17 protein-coding genes and 1 riboswitch are annotated in these 17,137 nt (G+C 63.7%); of the genes, 7 read left to right on the top strand and 10 right to left on the bottom strand.

What is annotated here, in order from left to right; all coding sequences use genetic code 11:
• Positions 1-78: 78 nt before the first annotated feature.
• Positions 79-657: a carboxymuconolactone decarboxylase family protein gene (locus H2510_RS15855; protein WP_186629233.1), complete on the top strand. Its 579-nt coding sequence runs from the start codon at positions 79-81 to the stop codon at positions 655-657.
• On the opposite strand, the gene H2510_RS15850 is transcribed toward H2510_RS15855, so the two are convergent.
• A complete protein-coding gene (locus H2510_RS15850; RefSeq protein WP_186629232.1) occupies positions 608-1,555 on the bottom strand; it encodes a sigma-70 family RNA polymerase sigma factor in 948 nt (315 codons plus the stop codon). The two genes, H2510_RS15855 and H2510_RS15850, sit on opposite strands and share 50 nt — an antisense overlap.
• A 74-nt stretch (positions 1,556-1,629) precedes the next feature.
• On the opposite strand from H2510_RS15850, the gene H2510_RS15845 reads away from it, so the two are divergent.
• Positions 1,630-2,616: an LLM class F420-dependent oxidoreductase gene (locus H2510_RS15845; protein WP_186629231.1), complete on the top strand. Its 987-nt coding sequence runs from the start codon at positions 1,630-1,632 to the stop codon at positions 2,614-2,616.
• Between the two features lie 7 nt (positions 2,617-2,623).
• Here H2510_RS15845 and H2510_RS15840 read toward each other — a convergent pair whose 3' ends face one another.
• From H2510_RS15840 to H2510_RS15830, 3 genes are all read right to left on the bottom strand, one after another.
• Complete coding sequence (locus H2510_RS15840; RefSeq protein ID WP_186629230.1) at positions 2,624-3,292, bottom strand: DUF3239 domain-containing protein; 669 nt, start codon at positions 3,290-3,292, stop codon at positions 2,624-2,626.
• A 22-nt stretch (positions 3,293-3,314) separates the two neighbouring features.
• Positions 3,315-4,970 (bottom strand): DNA repair helicase XPB, encoded by a 1,656-nt coding sequence (locus tag H2510_RS15835; RefSeq protein WP_084348044.1) that lies wholly within the window; start codon positions 4,968-4,970, stop codon positions 3,315-3,317.
• Between the two features lie 103 nt (positions 4,971-5,073).
• Positions 5,074-7,344 carry a helicase-associated domain-containing protein gene (locus tag H2510_RS15830; RefSeq protein ID WP_186629228.1) on the bottom strand — a complete coding sequence of 757 codons (2,271 nt, stop codon included), beginning with the start codon at positions 7,342-7,344 and terminating at the stop codon, positions 5,074-5,076.
• Between the two features lie 61 nt (positions 7,345-7,405).
• Here H2510_RS15830 and H2510_RS15825 point away from each other — a divergent pair, with 61 nt between their 5' ends.
• Positions 7,406-7,594, top strand: coding sequence for a hypothetical protein (locus H2510_RS15825; protein WP_084347541.1), 189 nt, complete (start codon positions 7,406-7,408; stop codon positions 7,592-7,594).
• Between the two features lie 60 nt (positions 7,595-7,654).
• Here H2510_RS15825 and H2510_RS15820 read toward each other — a convergent pair whose 3' ends face one another.
• The 3 genes from H2510_RS15820 to H2510_RS15810 all read right to left on the bottom strand — a co-directional run bounded on the left by H2510_RS15820 (position 7,655) and on the right by H2510_RS15810 (position 9,346).
• Positions 7,655-8,269: a transglycosylase family protein gene (locus tag H2510_RS15820; protein WP_186629227.1), complete on the bottom strand. Its 615-nt coding sequence runs from the start codon at positions 8,267-8,269 to the stop codon at positions 7,655-7,657.
• Positions 8,270-8,277: 8 nt separating this feature from the next.
• Positions 8,278-8,504, bottom strand: a riboswitch (cyclic di-AMP (ydaO/yuaA leader).
• A gap of 237 nt (positions 8,505-8,741) precedes the next feature.
• Positions 8,742-9,113, bottom strand: coding sequence for a YccF domain-containing protein (locus H2510_RS15815; RefSeq protein WP_186629225.1), 372 nt, complete (start codon positions 9,111-9,113; stop codon positions 8,742-8,744).
• Positions 9,114-9,127: 14 nt separating this feature from the next.
• Positions 9,128-9,346, bottom strand: coding sequence for a hypothetical protein (locus H2510_RS15810; RefSeq protein ID WP_186629224.1), 219 nt, complete (start codon positions 9,344-9,346; stop codon positions 9,128-9,130).
• A gap of 143 nt (positions 9,347-9,489) precedes the next feature.
• Between H2510_RS15810 and H2510_RS15805 the strand changes: the two genes are divergently transcribed.
• Positions 9,490-9,903, top strand: coding sequence for a cold-shock protein (locus H2510_RS15805; protein WP_186629298.1), 414 nt, complete (start codon positions 9,490-9,492; stop codon positions 9,901-9,903).
• Here the strand turns inward: H2510_RS15805 and H2510_RS15800 are convergent.
• The 3 genes from H2510_RS15800 to H2510_RS15790 are packed head-to-tail and all read right to left on the bottom strand — an operon-like array spanning position 9,900 to position 12,865.
• Positions 9,900-10,421, bottom strand: a complete 522-nt coding sequence (locus H2510_RS15800) for a DUF2771 domain-containing protein (RefSeq protein WP_186629222.1) — start codon at positions 10,419-10,421, stop codon at positions 9,900-9,902. The two genes, H2510_RS15805 and H2510_RS15800, sit on opposite strands and share 4 nt — an antisense overlap.
• Positions 10,422-12,008, bottom strand: coding sequence for an MFS transporter (locus H2510_RS15795; RefSeq protein ID WP_186629221.1), 1,587 nt, complete (start codon positions 12,006-12,008; stop codon positions 10,422-10,424). It abuts the gene before it with no gap.
• Positions 12,009-12,052: 44 nt separating this feature from the next.
• Positions 12,053-12,865 carry a glutaminyl-peptide cyclotransferase gene (locus tag H2510_RS15790; RefSeq protein WP_397517371.1) on the bottom strand — a complete coding sequence of 271 codons (813 nt, stop codon included), beginning with the start codon at positions 12,863-12,865 and terminating at the stop codon, positions 12,053-12,055.
• Between the two features lie 32 nt (positions 12,866-12,897).
• On the opposite strand from H2510_RS15790, the gene H2510_RS15785 reads away from it, so the two are divergent.
• Genes H2510_RS15785 through H2510_RS15775 form a run of 3 tightly spaced genes read left to right on the top strand, consistent with a single transcriptional unit; the run spans position 12,898 to position 16,983 of the window.
• Positions 12,898-13,752, top strand: a complete 855-nt coding sequence (locus H2510_RS15785) for a DUF3027 domain-containing protein (RefSeq protein ID WP_186629219.1) — start codon at positions 12,898-12,900, stop codon at positions 13,750-13,752.
• Entirely contained in the window at positions 13,749-16,457 is a 2,709-nt protein-coding gene (locus H2510_RS15780) for a sacsin N-terminal ATP-binding-like domain-containing protein (RefSeq protein ID WP_186629218.1), read from the top strand. Before H2510_RS15785 ends, H2510_RS15780 begins: the two co-directional genes overlap by 4 nt.
• Positions 16,447-16,983, top strand: coding sequence for a phosphatase PAP2 family protein (locus H2510_RS15775; RefSeq protein WP_315901387.1), 537 nt, complete (start codon positions 16,447-16,449; stop codon positions 16,981-16,983). The genes H2510_RS15780 and H2510_RS15775 overlap by 11 nt, the downstream gene beginning before the upstream one ends.
• Positions 16,984-17,137 lie beyond the last annotated feature (154 nt).

The following is a 17,137-nucleotide window of genomic DNA, read 5'->3' as shown; positions in this document are numbered from 1 at the left end:
CAGCGTAGCTGGTGTCACATTCGGTAGGTGCGCCTCGTCCAGGAGGTAAGAACCTCATCACCCGAGAAGGAGAACGACATGTCGAGAATCCCGCCGGTAGCCCCGGCCGACGCTCCCGTACTGGTCCGAATGGCGTATTGGGCCGCGTCCAAGATGGTCGGTGAGGTTCCTGAGCCCTTCGCCGTGTTCGCGCACCATCCGAAGTTGTTCTTCGCTTCGCTGACGCAGGAACTCGCAGCAGACAAAGCCTCGACTCGGCTCCCGGTGAGTGTCCGTGAACTCGCGGTCTTCCGAGTGGCGTGGACCCTCGGCTGCACGTGGTGCGTCGATTTCGGCAAGATGACCCAACGCCTCGACGGTCTCGATATCGAGCGGCTGCAAGAAATAGGCGACTATACGACGTCACCGAAATACACCGACGACGAGCGAGCCGCGATCACATACGCCGACGTGATGACAGCCGACCCCAGTGCAGTGACGGACGCTCAGGTCGCGGACCTGGAAAACCGGTTCGGCCGCGCCGGCGTCGTCGAGTTGACCTATCAGATCGGCCTGGAGAACATGCGTGCCCGGATCAATTCGGCTCTCGGAATCACCGAACAGGGGTTCAGCTCGGATGCGTGCCGGGTTCCCTGGGAAAGTCCAGCGGCACCGTGACGCCTCGAAGCTTGGCCGGATTGGCGAAATCGTAGGACGCCCAGACCGATCCGTCACGCACCGTGAACCCACCGGCCCGAGCCGGGAAGCTTCGTGCTCCGACGAGACCCGCCGAGACGTATCCGAGCTGGCCGTTCACCGAGGCCGGTTCCAGCGAGCCGAGCGTGTTCTCGCCGTACATCGCCACCAGTCCGAGGAAGAATCGGGCGCACTTGTCGGGGCCGCGAACCACCTGCGACGCCGTGCGGGTGGTGCCGCCGCTGTCTCCGATCATTCGGCATTGCGGGTGCAAAGCCTGCGCGACCCGGCCGACGTCACCGGTCGCCATCGCTGCCATCAACGCAGTCACGGCCGCGTCGTGCTCGGCATCCGGTACGGGCGCAGGTGTTGAGTCGACCTGCTTGCGTGCGCGCGAGGCCAGTTGCCGAGCCGAAGCAGTGCTCACGTCGAGAATGGAAGCGACGTCGTCGAAGGGGACGGAAAAGCCGTCGTGCAATACGAACGCGACGCGCTGCGGGGGAGTGAGCGAGTCCAGGACGACCAGCGCGGCGAGCCTGGTGTCCTCGGTGCGAACGACGATCTGGAGCGGATCGGCCGACAACGTAGTCCCGGCCCGGGCGTCGCGTGCGGTGACAATGGGCTCTGGAAGCCATTGTCCAACATACGTTTCCCGCCTCGCAGCCGCCGATTTCAGCCGGTCCAGACAGATCCTTGCCACAACCGTGGTGAGCCAGGCTCGAAGATCCTCGATGGACTCGGCGTCGGCCGACGCGAGCCGGATCCAACTTTCCTGTACCGCATCCTCGGCGTCGGCGACACTGCCCGTCACCCGGTAGCCGACTGCCAACAGATGGGTGCGATGGGACTGAAAGTGCTCCGCGAGCGAATCAGTGCTCATGATCAGAAAAGTGTAGGCCGAGCATGCGAGCGTGAGCCGATTTTGCCGCAGCTGCCGACGGTAGTCTCGATTGCATGCGATTCGGATTGTTCATCCCTCAAGGCTGGCGACTGGATCTGGTCGGCATCGAACCCTCCGCACAGTGGGGAGTCATGCGCGATCTGGCTACGGCAGCCGACGCCGGACCATGGGAATCGTTGTGGGTGTACGACCACTTCCACACCGTCCCCGAACCCACCGAGGAAGCCACGCACGAAGCGTGGACGCTCATGTCCGCGATCGCTGCGTCGACCTCACGTATCCGGCTCGGCCAGATGTGCACTGCGATGTCCTATCGCAACCCTGCGTACCTGGCCAAGGTCGCCGCCACCGTCGATCTGATCTCGGGAGGTCGCGTCGAGATGGGGATCGGTGCCGGTTGGTACGAGCAGGAGTGGCGCGCATACGGTTACGGATTCCCGCCGCCTCGTGAACGTTTGGGCCGTCTCGACGAGGGCGTCCAGATTCTTCGGCAGGCCTGGACCACCGGATCGGCGACACTGGATGGCAAGTATTACCGGGTCGACGAAGCGCGGGTGTGGCCGAAGCCGTTGCAGAGCGGTGGAATTCCGATATGGATCGCGGGCGGCGGTGAAAAGGTAACCCTGAAGATCGCGGCGAAGTACGCCGATTACACGAACTTCGACGGCAGCCTGGAGGCGTTCTCGCACAAGTCCGACGTGCTCGAAGGCCATTGCACGGCGTTGGGCCGCGACTTCGACTCGATCGTCCGTTCGGCGAACTACAACGTCGCTATCGGTTCCACCGAGAAGGAGGTGGCGGATCGGTTGACGCAACTCGAAGATCGGCTCGGAAAGTATGTCGGCGCAGAAAAAGCTGCAGCCGCTCTCGAAAATTTCCGCAATGTGCCCGCCGTCGGAACGCCCGCACAGATAGTCGAGAACCTGACTGCACTGAAGGCGAAGGGGCTGTCCTACGGCATCTTCTACTTCCCCGAAGCTGCCTACGATCGCTCCGGGATCGAACTGTTCGAGCGTGAAGTCATCCCAGCGCTCGCATGAGTCCGACTTACCGAAGGTCTTCGGGCAGGTCGTGTGGATCGACCAAAAGCTGCTGATTATCGGCCGCGCGCACCTTCTCGGACAGGCCGATGTTCGCGAGCAGTAAGGACCACTCGGGTTCGGTGATCGCCGCCGTGGCTCGCTCGATGACGGACGCGTCGGTGGTTCCCCAGGCAATGGGCATGGGGGAGACCATCTGCCAGGTGTCGCCGGTGGTGTTCGTCGTCCGGTCGGCAAGCACCGCGATCGACGGAACCAGTTCCCCTTCGACCAATTCATGGCCGGGTAGGGCGCGGATGCTCCTGGTCACGAGCACATAGTGCCGTGTCTGGGCGTCGGGCTTCGCGATGTCGAGCAGAGCGAGAATGGTGACCCCGCGCGGACGGGTCTCGGCGATGACAGCCGGAATCAGCTGACCCTTCGCGTAGAGGTCCTCGACTGCGCCCACCTTTCGCGGTGCCCACACCGTGACCCACAGCGAGGTCGCTGCAGCGATGAGAAACACCGCACCCAGAATGTACGACCACGGATGAGCCATCCAGAAGAACCATGCTGCGACGGCGATCAACACGACGGCCGTGACGATCGCAGACACTCTGAGCCTGCGAACATCTGCCATCGTCTCGTTCACCGACGCGGCATGGGCTACATCGACAGGGAACTGGAAACGGCGCACATGCTCATTAGTAGCACGAATATCAGATGGCAGGACCGAGCAAGTCGTCTGCGTCGGTGATTCGGTACGCATAACCCTGCTCTGCCAGAAACCGTTGCCGGTGTGCTGCATATTCGGCGTCGAGCGTGTCCCGTGAAACGACGGAGTAGAAGTGCGCCTGACCGCCGTCGTGCTTCGGACGCAGCAGACGTCCGAGTCGCTGTGCTTCCTCCTGGCGTGAGCCGAAAGTGCCGGAAACCTGCACTGCCACAGATGCTTCCGGTAGGTCGATGGAGAAGTTCGCGACCTTGCTCACCACGAGGGTCGGGATCTCGCCCTTTCGGAAGGCATCGAACAGCACCTCACGTTCCTTGTTCTTCGTCGAACCTTGAATCACCGGCGCGTTCAGTGCCTCGCCGAGCTCGTTCAACTGATCCAGGTAGGCGCCGATCACCAGGGTCGGCGCACCTTCGTGCCTGGCGAGGATCGACTTCACGACCGCCACCTTGGTGTGGGCCGTCGAACAGAGTTTGTACCGTTCCTCGGGCTCGGCAACCGCGTACGCCATGCGCTCGGCGTCGGTCAACGTCACCCGGACCTCGATGCACTCGGCTGGCGCAATCCACCCTTGCGCTTCGATGTCCTTCCACGGGGCGTCGTACCTCTTCGGCCCGATGAGCGAGAAGACATCGCCCTCGCGGCCGTCCTCGCGCACCAGCGTTGCGGTCAAGCCGAGACGGCGACGTGATTGCAGATCCGCCGTCATCCGGAACACCGGCGCGGGTAGCAGGTGGACCTCGTCGTAGATCACCAATCCCCAGTCACGGGAATCGAACAGTTCGAGGTGTTTGTACTCACCCTTGGTTCGACGCGTGATCACCTGGTACGTGGCGATCGTCACAGGACGAATCTCTTTGCGCTCGCCGGAGTACTCACCGATCTCTTCCTCGGTCAGCGAAGTGCGAGCGATCAGCTCACGCTTCCACTGGCGACCGGCGACGGTATTGGTGACGAGAATGAGCGTCGTCGCCTTGGCTTTGGCCATCGCGGCGGCGCCCACCATCGTCTTACCCGCACCACACGGAAGTACTACGACGCCGGAGCCGCCCGCCCAGAAAGAATCGGCGGCCATCGCCTGATAATCGCGCAGCGTCCACTTACCGCCCTCGGTGTCGAGTTCGATGGGATGCGCCTCGCCGTCGACGTAACCGGCCAAGTCCTCCGCGGGCCAGCCAATCTTCAGCAGCAGCTGTTTGAGGTGGCCACGCTCGCTCGGATGGACGAGAACCGTGTCCTCGTCGACCATCGCACCGAGCATCGGAGCGATCTTCTTGTGCCGCATGACCTCGGTCAACACGGCGCGATCCAGGCTGATCAGTGAAAGTCCGTGGACAGGACTCTTCACCAACTGCAACCGACCGTAACGCGCCATCGTGTCGACGATGTCGACGAGCAAAGGCTGCGGAACGGCGTAACGCGAGAAGTTGACGAGCGCGTCGACGACCTGTTCGGCATCATGGCCCGCGGCTCGCGCGTTCCACAGAGCAAGCGGAGTGATCCGATACGTGTGAATATGTTCGGGAGCACGTTCGAGTTCGGCGAACGGAGCAATGGCGGCGCGAGCGGCACCTGCGAGCTCGTGATCGACTTCGAGCAACAGGGTTTTGTCGGACTGGACGATCAGGGGGCCGTCGGTCACAGTTCCTCCTAGAGAACTTCGCGTTGCATGGAAGAAAGTGCGCAACTTCTCCATTGTCCTGATATAGCGCCCTCGGCGCCATGTGATGCTCCGCGCTCGGCGCCTAGTCGATCAGTGCGACCGAGGTGATGCGGTGCAAGGTGAACCGGCGGACCTCACCGGTGGCCGAAACATACGCGTCGAGTTGGCCGCCCCCGACATTGACCGGATCGACGATGCGTTGCGATGCGACCCCCTGCGCATCGACATACCCGATCGACACACTTCGCCGAGCCTTCAGTGCAGTGTGTAGCAATGCCATCGTCGCCGATCCGGTGGCGCGCGTCCCGTCGGCAAGGACCGGGCGCCCGCCCGCGCGAGATGCACGATCGCCGGCTCGCAGTTCCGAGACGAGGCGGGTGAGCTGCTCGTCGGTGGCGATGGCAGGCTGCCTGAAAGCAGAGCGAACTCTGTGCAGCGGAATTCGTGCGCCGCGTGAGCGCAGATCGAGAATGATGCCGTTGGCATCTTCGCCTGCAGGTGCAAAACCTGCTGCGTCGAGCGCTCTCATGACTTCGTTGAGCGGCGCCTGAGAGATCGCGACCGTCGGTGCGAGAGCGCGTAGCGCGAGCTGTTCGGCAGCAGCAGAGGTAAGGACCTCGGCAAGCAGAGCCGGATCTTCACATCGCACGAACGACGCGGCGACCCCCGCACGTAGTCGGCCGTGACGGCGGGCGACGTCGTCGATCAGGTAGGTCAATCCCTGGGGGACCGGCGTACGGGAGTGCGCGGCGAACAATGCGTGCAGCTCGGCCGCACTCATACCGACGTCGAGCGCCCGGCGAAGAGAGTTCTCGGTGATCCGGTAGACCGTCGCAGCCCCTGCGGATTCGACATCGGCGACGAGTTCGATCCGATGCTCGAGATCGGGCTCGAGGGGACCGGGCGCGACGAGCGTGAGGTCGGCCTGAATCAGGACGTAATCGATCGGTTCGGGCAGCGCACCACGCATTGCGGCCTCGGCGTCGCCGCCGTGCAGGAGCGCCTTACCCGGCGTCGACAGCGCCCCGCGGGCGACGATGCCCATCGCCGTCGCCTCGCCGATCATCTTCGATACCGGCCGAAGCGCGTATCGCGACATGGCACGTGGTCGACGCCAGGCGAGGCCGCGCGAGACCTCGCCTTCGGCGATGGCATTGCCCGGGCCCAGTTCGGCGAGGAACTCGAGAATCGTTCGACGGTCGCGTGGAGCAGCAGGGGAGCGCACCTCCTCGGACAACGCGGCCACCGGCTTGTCGTTGGGGTCACGCATCCCGATCAGCCAGGGCGCACGCTGTAGATCCAGCCATGCCGCCGCGAGGGTATGCCATCGGGATGCCGGAGTTGCGGTGGTCCACGGTTCGACGGCTGGGGTCGGACCCCAGTAGTCCTCGCCCGAGTCGTTGGGTGGCAGAGGATCGGGGGTTCCGCTGGTGATGAGCGATGCAGCCGCCAGCACTTCCAACAGCAGGCTGACGCGGTGTTCGTCGAGCCCGGTTGCCTTGGTGATGCGCTTGACTTCACGTACGCCCAGGCCACCGGCTTTGAGCGCGGGGGCAGGCGTGATCGACAGTGCTTCGATGATCAGGGCACAATGCCGAATCAGTTCCAGGGCCTCACCCGCTGCGGCAGCATTGACGTCGGTGAGGGGGTATTTGGTGCTGGCACGTTTCGGCGGCGTCAGCGACGTCGGATCGAAAATCGGCTCGCCGCGTAGGGCCTGTCCGACCTGCTGGGGGAGTTCGACCGTCTGTTCGTCGAGCCAGATCAGCAGCCCGGCGCGCAGTAGCTTCTGAACGGGACGGTCCTCGGACGTGCCCGGTGCAGCATCCCTGGTGCGCCCTGTCGGTGATGACCGGGCCAGTGTCATGAGCAGAGTGCGTTCACCTTCCCCGATTCGAGCGAGCGCCTCGGTGATCCGCTCGGGGGTGAGGTCGTCGGTCGGGTCGAGTATTCGTCCTATTCGCCACGGAACCGCATCCCGCGCCGCCGGCGGCATCCGAATCGAGTCCGTTCCCCAGACGAGTGCCCGTTCTCGCAGGAATCCGAGGGCTTTGTCGACGGCCTTGGTGGTGGCTCGCTTGCCGACAGCAGCATCGAGTCGCTCGCGGTCGACCGGCATTTCGTGGGCACCCTCGAGCGCAAGGATCTCCAGAATCGTCAGCGCCAACGTGTCGAGTGCGTCAGCGCAGCGCAGGATCGAGGCACGCTGTTCGGCCCGTCCGGCGAGTACGCCGATGGTCGTCGGCGGTGGCACGGTGAGGTCGGGTCGCAGCGTGAGGATGCTGACGAGCTCGTTATCGGTCCGTGAAGAAAGCCACGCTGCGAGGTCTGGAGGCACTGCAGTATCGGTCATCGACTACCAGATTAGAGACCTGGACTGGCTTTGGGTGCAGCGCAGGTGTCAAAATGGTCCCATGGTGAACAAGTCGAAGAAGCCCTACGTAGATCCAGGCTGGCCGGAAACCGCTCGCGGCGACCATGCGGTCAGTGAATTGGCGTCCTCGCGCTCGGGAAGCTTGTCGCCGTTCGGCGAGGAAACCGAGTTTCCGTTGCCCGTGGACCAACTGCTGTACGCCCATCCAGTGACCGTCATCAACCGTTAAATCCGACCATAAAAAAGGGCCCCCGAGTGATCGGGGGCCCTTTTTTATGGTGTGGAGTTTCTACTGAGGCAGGAATGCCTTGTTTGCCTGGTAGAAATTGACGACCTGCGGGTCGAGCTGGATGCCCTGTGTCGCGTTCTGAATGAACGAAGAGATCGCCGGATCGTTCGTGACGGTCTGAACGGCGCTGGTGATGCCGTCGATTACCTCGGCGCTGCCGTCGATCGTGGGGATGCTCGTGAGGTCGGGGAGCTTGGGGGCCTCGGGAGCGGACTGTGGGGATGCAGGCGCGCTGCGTTCGCTGGGCGAACTGCTCAGGCCCAGGCTCGACGAGCAGGAGGGCCATGCGCCCCAACCCTGCGAGGCGAGAACCTTCTCGGCGACGACAATCTGCTCTTCGCGGCTGGCCTGGTTCGCGGTGGCGGCGTACTGCCCGCCGCCATGTGAACTCCAGGTGCTCGGCGAGAACTGCAGGCCACCCTGGAATCCGTTTCCGGTGTTGATGCCCCAGTTACCACCTGCTTCGCACTGTGCGAGGCGGTCCCAATCGGAATCGGGGGCTGCACTGGCGGTGCCGGTGAAGGCCATGCCTGCTGTGCCCATGATGGCGCCGGTGACGGCGACCTTGGCTACGGTCCGGCCGGTGGTGGTCGGCTTGCGATGACGTCCGCTCATACGAGTTGAAATCCTCTCCACTGGCGCCTGCGAGGTCAGCTGTCGGGTTCGGGCTGAGAGGTAGCCCGGCCCAGCGCTTCCAAGTGGAAGTGCGTGGGCTTCACCCCAAGGAAATTCTCTGCCGAGGTAGTGAATTTCCGGTTATCCGAGAGGACGTGTGGGTCCCCCGTCCTCGTCCCCTGGGTGTTCTTGTGGGGGTCCGTTCCCGCGGGACGAGGTTTGGCGCTGCGGGTCCGGATTCAGCCGAAGTTTCTCAGCCGTGGACGACGGTACTGAAATTCCCGCGGAGTGTCACTATTTGGTAACTCTTGCTTTTTCGGGTCGTCCGGGTGTGCGGCCCAACACAGTTTTCGTCATCCGCCGAATGCGCAGCTAGCGGCGTTGCCGTCGAGTGAACCCCGTGAAGTTGCGCATCCGTTACCCGGCCGTTATGTGATAGAAGTCACACCCATCCGGGAATGGTGCTGGAGTGTCAGGAGTCGACGATGTCCTTGCCGAGCGGCATGAGTGAGATTGGGACCATTTTGAGGTTCGCGATGGCGAGTGGAATTCCGATGATCGTGATCGCCATCGCAATCGCCGACACCACATGCGCTATGGCGAGCCAGATGCCGGCAACGATGAGCCAGATGACGTTGCCGATTATCGACGCGACCCCCGATGTCGGCCTGTCGACGATCGTCTTGCCGAACGGCCACAGCGCGTAGACACCGATGCGGAACGACGCAATACCGAACGGGATCGTGATGATGAGGATGCAGCAGATGATGCCCGCCGCGAAATAGCCGATAGCCAGCCATAGTCCGCCGAAGATCAACCAGATGATGTTGAGAACGACTCGCATGTGGTGCCCCCTGTTTATCTCGCCCGTCGGCCGGACAGCAATGCAAACACTATCGCCAGCACGAAGCCCAGGGGCGAGAAGATCATTGCGGTCAGATAAAGCCACAGCGGGGGGTCGTCGCCGGAAAGCGCAGGCACCGCGAAGATGGCGACTATCGCGACCAACCCGATCGCAAATATCGCCAGCGAGATACGAAGAAGGGTCGTGCCGTTTCCGGGTGTTTGATCAGCCACGTCGGTAACGGTAGCCCGATAAACCGGCGTGCTGCCGAGCACTCCTCCGCGCTATGCTGGGTCATTCGCGTCCAACACCGCTGTTGGGCGCGAAATTTGTGCAAAACAGGCTATTTAACGAGACAAATGGACGGGTGAGCGCAGTGCCTACCGGCAAGGTGAAGTGGTACGACGTCGACAAGGGATTCGGCTTCCTCTCGCAAGAAGAAGGAGAGGACGTCTACGTCCGCTCTTCGGCGCTGCCAGCGGGTGTCGAAGGCCTCAAAGCAGGTCAGCGCGTCGAGTTCGGTATGGCCGCAGGACGCCGTGGGCCTCAGGCGCTGAGCCTGAAAGTTCTCGAGCCGGCTCCCTCCGTGCGTCAGAACACCGCCAATCGTCGTGAGCCCGTCGAGCGTAAGCACACGCCCGACGAGCTGCACGGGATGGTCGAGGACATGATCACGCTCCTCGAGGCAACGATCCAGCCTGAACTGCGTAAGGGTAAGTACCCCGATCGCAAGACCGCGCAGAAGATCTCCGAAGTGGTCAGGGCCGTCGCGCGCGAGCTCGACAGCTAACCGTTCGGTGTCGTCGCGATCGACCAGATCGCGTGGCTGATGATCTCTTCCTGCTGGGTGTCGGTGTCGATGATGCCGGAGGGCAACCTGATTTCGACGCCCAGCAGTGCTCGCCCGTCGGCGTCGACGGGTGGCACGGTCAGACCCAGTTTCTGATCGGGCAGGTAAAGCGAGTCGGTTTCGACGACGTCGGCCCCGGCTTCGTCGGAGTACACAGCTGCGAGAATCCACGGCGCCGAGGTGATCTCGGATGGCAAAGACAGCTGCAGCGGGTAGCCCTCCCGAACCGGCACGCTCGCGCTCGATCCATCGTTCTCACACAGTGGCGCCTCGACGGGGCAGTACAGGTACGGCTCGACGGTGACGGCTTTCCCGTCTGCGAATGCCGTGATGGTCGGTCGGTGCGCTGGAGCGTTGGAGACGAGTTGTGCGAGGACGACGACGAACGCCACGCCGACGACGATCAGTCCGGCAGCGCCGATCGCCAGTAGCTTCTTGGTCTTCGGTGCAAGATTCACTTAACTCACGTTCTCTTGGGGTGAATAGTCGGGACTGCGCTGCTCGGCGTGCTCGGGTCGGTTTCCGCCGAGTCCGGGGAGCAGTGTTTTGCCTCGGTAGGTGAGGATGGTCTGCACCAGGCCGATCGTAAGCAAGACCGAGACGACCGTGAAGCCGAGCCAGTACTCGGTGGGCAACAGCACGCCCAACGTTCCGCCGAGTACCCAGCACAGCTGAAGGACGGTCTCCGAACGCCCGAATCCGGACGCAATGGATTCGGGTGGGAGATCGGATTGCAGAGATGCATCGAGCGAGACCTTGGCCAGGGCACTCGCACAGGAGGCGACCAGCGCGGCCAATGCGGCGGTCAGCAGGCTGTCGGTGACGGCCGCGACGATCGCAACGACGGTGACGGCGAACGTACATCGGATGATCACGATGGACGGGCGGCCGAGCTTGATCCGAGCGCCTGCGGCGTTGCCGGAGAAGTTGCCGATTGCTGCGCATGCACCGACCAGTCCGAGCATCGCGGCCTGCTTGATCGGTTCGTGCTCGGTCTGAGCTTTGGCGACGAAGGCTATGTACAGCGTCAGAAATCCGGTGAGAATGCGTACGGTTCCGTTGCCCCACAGGCCGACGATGACGGCTTTGCCCAGCGGTTGGCGGCGGTTCTTCGGTGGTGTGGTCCCAGGCTTTGCACGGTGCATCACCTCTGTCTCGGCGTCGTCACCGTGGTATCGCAAGGTGGCTGGAACTTCGCCTTCGGTCACTTCGACCCACGACGGGATCCGCATGCTGAGGTAGGCGCCCAGTACGGTGACGGCAGCTACGAACCACAGTGCACCCGGCGATCCGGAGAGCCAGGCGATAGCGCCCGCGATGCCGCCGGCGACAATTGTTCCGCCGATCAGGCCGAACACTGTCAGGCGAGAATTGACACGAACGAGGTCGATCTCGGGTGGAAGTACACGCGGCGTCACGGCGCTCTTGAGTACTGCAAAGGATTTACTGAACACCAGCATGCCGAGCGCAGCCGGATAGAGAATCCAGCTGTCGAAGTTGAACACCAGCACGACGGCCAGAACGGTCCGTAGCAGGAACGAACCGGCGAGAGCGAGCCGTCGACCATGCTGCAGCCGATCGAGCATCGGTCCGATCAGCGGCGCTATCAAAGCGAACGGAGCGATGGTGATGACGAGATACAGCGCAACCTTCGTCTTGTCCTCACCGGTCGCGGCGGAGAAGAAGAGTGTGTTGGCCAACGCGACAGCCGTGGCGGCGTCGGAGGCGAAATTGGCCATCGTCGCGTACGTCAGCGCGGTGAGTCCGGACTTGTCGGCACCGTCTGCTTTCGCGGCTCGATGGAAAGTCGCGATGCCCTTGTTGGTGAGCTCGCGGCTGCGCATCGCAGCGACGCGAGTGACGGTCAACTTGCGGGGCATGGGCGGCGGCTTCGGTCCACGCGGACGATCACCCGGCGGGGTAGTCGACGGGTGAAGAGGAGGCAGCGGGGTTCTGCGGCTGGCGGCGCGCGGAGCCGGCGGATAGTTCTCGAACCCCGGGTGGTCCTCTCCCGGCGGGGTGTCGGAGTCTCGAGGGTCTGTCACGTCGTCAATTCTGTCCTAAAACCGGAGGGTGTGAGTACACCGACTCACTCCACGGGTGTGAACTCCACCTCGAACATGCTCGGCCACAGCTTTCCCGTCACCAGAAAGCGGTCGGTGCCGGGTATTTGGGCGATCCCGTTGAGCACGTCGGCGCCGTCGCGCTCGCGCTCGGTCATCGAGTTCCACAACGGTTCGGCATCGATGATCTCCGACACCGTCCCAGTGGCAGGGTCGATCTTCGCAATATCGAACGTGCGCCAGATGTTGGCGTAGACCGATCCGTCTTCGGCGCATTCGAGTTCGTTCAACGATTCGAGCGGCGTTCCGTCGAGCGTTACTTCGACGGTGCCGGTGGCCTCGAACGTGTCCGCATCACGGAAGGTCAGCATCGACGACCCGTCGCTCATCACCAGAGCGTCCGCTGCCGCGCAAAGACCCCAGCCTTCACCGTCGTAGCCGACCTCGCGCGCGCCGGCCAGAGTGGTCTTGTCTCGGGCGAACGCGATTCCGTTCTGCCAGGTGATCTGCCACACGGTGTCGCCCGCGACGGTCAGGCCCTCGCCGAAGTATTCGGCAGGAAGATCCACCCGCCGCAGTTCTTTGCCGGTGTTCAACGACGACACGCGCACGTACGACGAACCCTTGCGGCCGGTGCCCTCGTAGAGCTCGCCGTCGTCGATCTCCAGGCCCTGGGTGAACGCGGAACGGTCGTGCTCGAGGGTCCTGACCACGGTGACGGTCGACCTCAATACCGAAGAATCTGCGCTGACCTCGGGTTCCGCCGAGCACCCGACAAGCAGAATCGGCACCGCGAGGACGCCGAGAACGCGGCGGAGCGAGGCGATCATCTGCCCCATCATGGCAGCCCGAACTGGGCACTCCGGAAGTGATGCGGCAAAATGAACCTGTGAGTTTCGCATCTTTCCCAGAGCTCGACCAGATTCGTCCTGTCCTAGCGGATGCCGCCGAGTTGGCGCGCCGTGCTCTGATCGACCTGGGTGAAGGCGGCGTCGGCGATTATCTCGGTGTCACCGCCGAGGACGACAGTGCGGCGACACATCGCTTCATCGCCGACCTACCCGGCTATCGCGGATGGCAATGGGCCGTGGTCGTCGCAGCCCCCGCCGACGCCGACAGTGCCACCATCAGCGAACTCGTCCTGCTGCCGGGCCCCGATGCCCTGGTGCCGCCGACCTGGCTGCCGTGGGACGAGCGCATCCGCCCAGGCGATCTGGGGCCGGGTGATCGGCTCCCACCGCGAGCACACGATCCGCGTCTCGTCCCCGGGTACGTCGCCACCGGTGACCCCCAGGTCGACGACGTCGCGTACGAACTCGGTCTGGGCCGTCCGCAGGTCCCCAGCCGTGAAGGACGTCTCGACGCGGCCGAGCGCTGGCACGACGGCGAGTTCGGTCCGGACAGCGAGATGGCGAAAGCTGCACCGTCGACATGCGGACTGTGCGGGTTCTATCTCCCGCTCGCTGGGTCGTTGTCGGCGGCGTTCGGCGTCTGCGGCAACGAGTACGCGGCCGACGGCCATGTGGTGCACGTCCAGTACGGCTGCGGTGCGCATTCCGATACCGAGCTTCCCACCGGCGCCGGGTCGCCCGCCTACGATCCGTTCGACGACGCGGCCCTCGATGTCACCGCGCAAGCGCCGACTGTCACTGCTCCGGAGCCCGAGAACGTCTCCGTGTCGGACCATGCGTCCGAGCCACTGATGGATGCGCAATCGGACAGTTGAGAGATCCGTACGACACCGAGGCGTTGCGAGCCTCGACTCTGTCTGCCTGGACGGATTCGCCTACCCGGTTGCGCGAAGACGCTGCCACCGAAGCGGACCTGGTTCGCGGGGGTTATCGCGACCGTCTGCTGACCGAACTCGCGCAGAATGCTGCCGATGCGGCAGCCCGTGCGGGAGTCGCCGGACAGGTGCGGGTCTGGGTGTCCGGTCGCGACCTGCACGTTGCCAATACCGGTGCACCACTCGATCGCGACGGAGTCCACGCGCTCACGGCCTTGCGGGTGTCGGCGAAGACATCCGGTGTCGGACGCTTCGGGGTGGGTTTCACTGCGGTCCGCTCGGTCAGCGACGAGATCGAATTTCGTTCCACTGCAGGTGGAGTGCGCTTCAGTGGCGCCAGGACCCGTAGTGTCCTCACCGATGCGGGCCTGGATGTACCCGACGCCGGGGTTCCCGTGTTGCGACTTGTCTGGCCTGCCGAAGAACCTCCAGCAGTAGGGTTTTCGTCGGAGATCATCCTGCGGGACGTCGAGGTGGCCGGGCTGCTCGACGCCATGCGCGCCGAAGCGATCGACTTGTTACTCGAATTGGAATCGCTTGTCTCGATCGAGATCGGCGAGGATCGGTTCGATCGCACGATCGAGGGGGAGGGTCTCGAGTCGGTGAAGGTCGGCGACCTCGAGTGGTGGCAGTTCCGCACCGCTCACGCCAGATGGCTAGTCCCTGTCGCCGATGGGGTGCCGACAGTGGTGGCATCGGATGTCCTTCGTGCGCCCACTCGTTCGGACGAGGAGTTGTCACTGCCTGTGCTCGTCGTCGCGGACGTGCAGATGCAGCCGGACCGTCGACGCGTTCTTCCCGGTGCGCACCTGCAGCGCGTCGCGGAGGGGTATGGGGAGATGATCGCTGCCTTTCCTGCCCGGTTCAGAACTCGATTGGTTCCGGTTCCAGGCTTTCCGCGCAGCGAGGTCGACGGGATCTTGCGTGAGCAGATTCTTCGGGAATCCGTCTCTGCCCGTTGGCTTCCCTCGGTGACCGGCGAGAATCTGATCCCCTCGCGGGCCATGGTGCTGCCAGGACTCACCGAAGAGCTCGGTGAGCTTCTAGCCGATGTGTTCCCTTCTTTGGTCGGGGCTGCGCTCTCGGGTCCGCGGCACGCAGGCGCACTCGCTGCGGTCGACGTACACCGAATCGGCCTCGCAAGACTCGCCGAGATGCTGACGGGTATCGACCGTGAACCTCGTTGGTGGGGGCGACTGTACGACGCGCTCACCCCGCTGGTCACCGACGGCGTGGCCGCGGAAGAGCTTGCAGCGCTGCCGGTTCCGCTGTCGGACGGCCGGACGATTACCGGTCCCCGTACTGCCGTTCTCGGAGCGGGCGTCAGTGGGGTCGGGTCGGTGCATTGGGCCCGGTTGGTGCATCCGGACGCGGTGAGCCCACTGTTGTCGAGGTTGGGCGCGGCGGAGGCAACCGCAACCGATCTGCTGTCCGATTCGGCGCTCGAAGCGTTACTCGAGGACCTCGATTGGGACGATACCGACGCCGTCGTCGATACCGTGACTTCGGTGCTGGCGCTCTCCTCGTCTGCGGGGGAGCTCCCTTCCTGGATAGGTTCGCTGCCGCTCGAGGACTCCGATGGGGAGCTTCGTGCCGCCGATGAATTGCTGTTGCCCGACGCCCCACTTGCAGGACTGTTGGTCGAGGACTCACCTTTCGGGCTTGTCGCGGATTCCGTCGTTGCGCGCTACGGGCCTGCAGCGCTTCGCGCGGTCGGAGTGGGCTGGGGATTCGGCACCGTGACCGATGACCTCCCGACCGGTCCGGATCATGATCTGGACGACGAGGACTCGTGGTGGGCTTCGTTGGCGGAGGACCCGGCGGTGCTCACTGCCGTACGCGACCTCGATCTGGTCGATGAGCAGCGGTGGCCGGATGCGTTGACTCAATTGATGTCCGACCCGTCAACCCGAGCAGCGGTACAGGCGCGGGACGGCTACACGGCGTGGTGGCTGCGTACGCACGCCCGGATCGACGGCGAGCGGCTGGGAAGCTATCGAGCGCCCTCGGACTTCACGTTCGCCGGTCTGCTCGACCCACTCGATCACCCGAATGCCGACGATGTGGCGGCGGCTCTTGCCCCCAGTTCGTGCGATAGCGCGTGGTTCACCGGCCTGATTCTCTCGAGATTGGCCGATCCTTCGCGATCGCCGACTCCTGCGGTCATCACGCGAGCTCATCGACTCGTCGCAGACGCTGTCACTTCGGGGCGAGTGGAACTCGACGAGTTGGATGCGCCGACGAAAGTGCGTGCAGTTTCCGGCAGTCTCGTCGATCCTGCCGACGCGATCGTGCTCGACCGTCCATGGTGTGTGGCCACGGTCCCCGCCGACGTCGCGATCCTGTCGTCCATGGATACCGCGTCGTCGTTGGCGTCGATCCTGGACGTGCGCACCGCGTCGGAATCGATCTCCGCAGAAGTGTTGGGAATCGGCCGGGTGAGTTCGTGGGACCGCGAGCCAGGAGCGGTACTCGCATGCGCAGAAATGGGTGTGGAGTTGCCGGTCGGACAGGTTGTCGTGCACCGTGAACTTGTTGTGAGACTCTCCGGGGCGGTCGAGGGTGAGCATCACCTCGCCTGGTGGGTGACCGAGGACGGAACGACGCATTGCGCGCAGAGTTGGGAGAGACCCCGTGGACGGTGACGTATTGGCGTGGATGGTCGAGCATCGGGTTGCGTGGCTGACCACACTCTTCTGGATTATCACCACGCTCGGAAATACGATCGCGATGTTTCTCTTCTCGATCACCGGATGCGCAGTCCTGCTGCGGGCAGGTCGTCGACCGGAAGCAGTCATGATTGCAGGCGCCATGCTCACCGGCTGGGGAGTGATGGCCCTTCTCAAGCTGATCTTCGGGCGCGAGCGTCCGCCGATACCGGAAAGGCTCGTCGAGATCTCGACGCACTCGTTTCCTTCGGGGCACGCGATGATGTCGGCGATCCTGGCCACGACGGTGACCGCGGTGTTGCTGCGGTCGACCGCGTTATGGCTCAGAAATCCGGTGGTTCTCGCGATACCAGCGTTTGCATCCCTGGCGATCGGCTTCTCGCGGATCTATCTCGGCGCGCATTGGGCGACGGACGTCCTGGCGGGATGGTGCTTCGGTATCGCGTGGGGGTTGCTGTGGATCTATGCGCTCAACGCGCGAAGTCGCTCCGCTGTGCGATGACAAGGAGTTCATCACGCATCGAAGGGCTGCTGACAGCATGTGCGCGCGCATAGAGAGCGCGGAGTGAGCGAGCGTGGCTACGACGATTGCGGTACTGCGAGACGAGCTTCATAACCTGACCTTCGGGTAATTCATGGGATGAATCAACTGACAT

Origin of the sequence: Rhodococcus sp. BP22 (genome assembly GCF_014281965.1) — a bacterium.
GTDB lineage: Bacteria > Actinomycetota > Actinomycetes > Mycobacteriales > Mycobacteriaceae > Rhodococcoides.
Note: the sequence above shows the minus strand (reverse complement) of the source record. Positions and strands in the feature narration are given on the sequence as shown.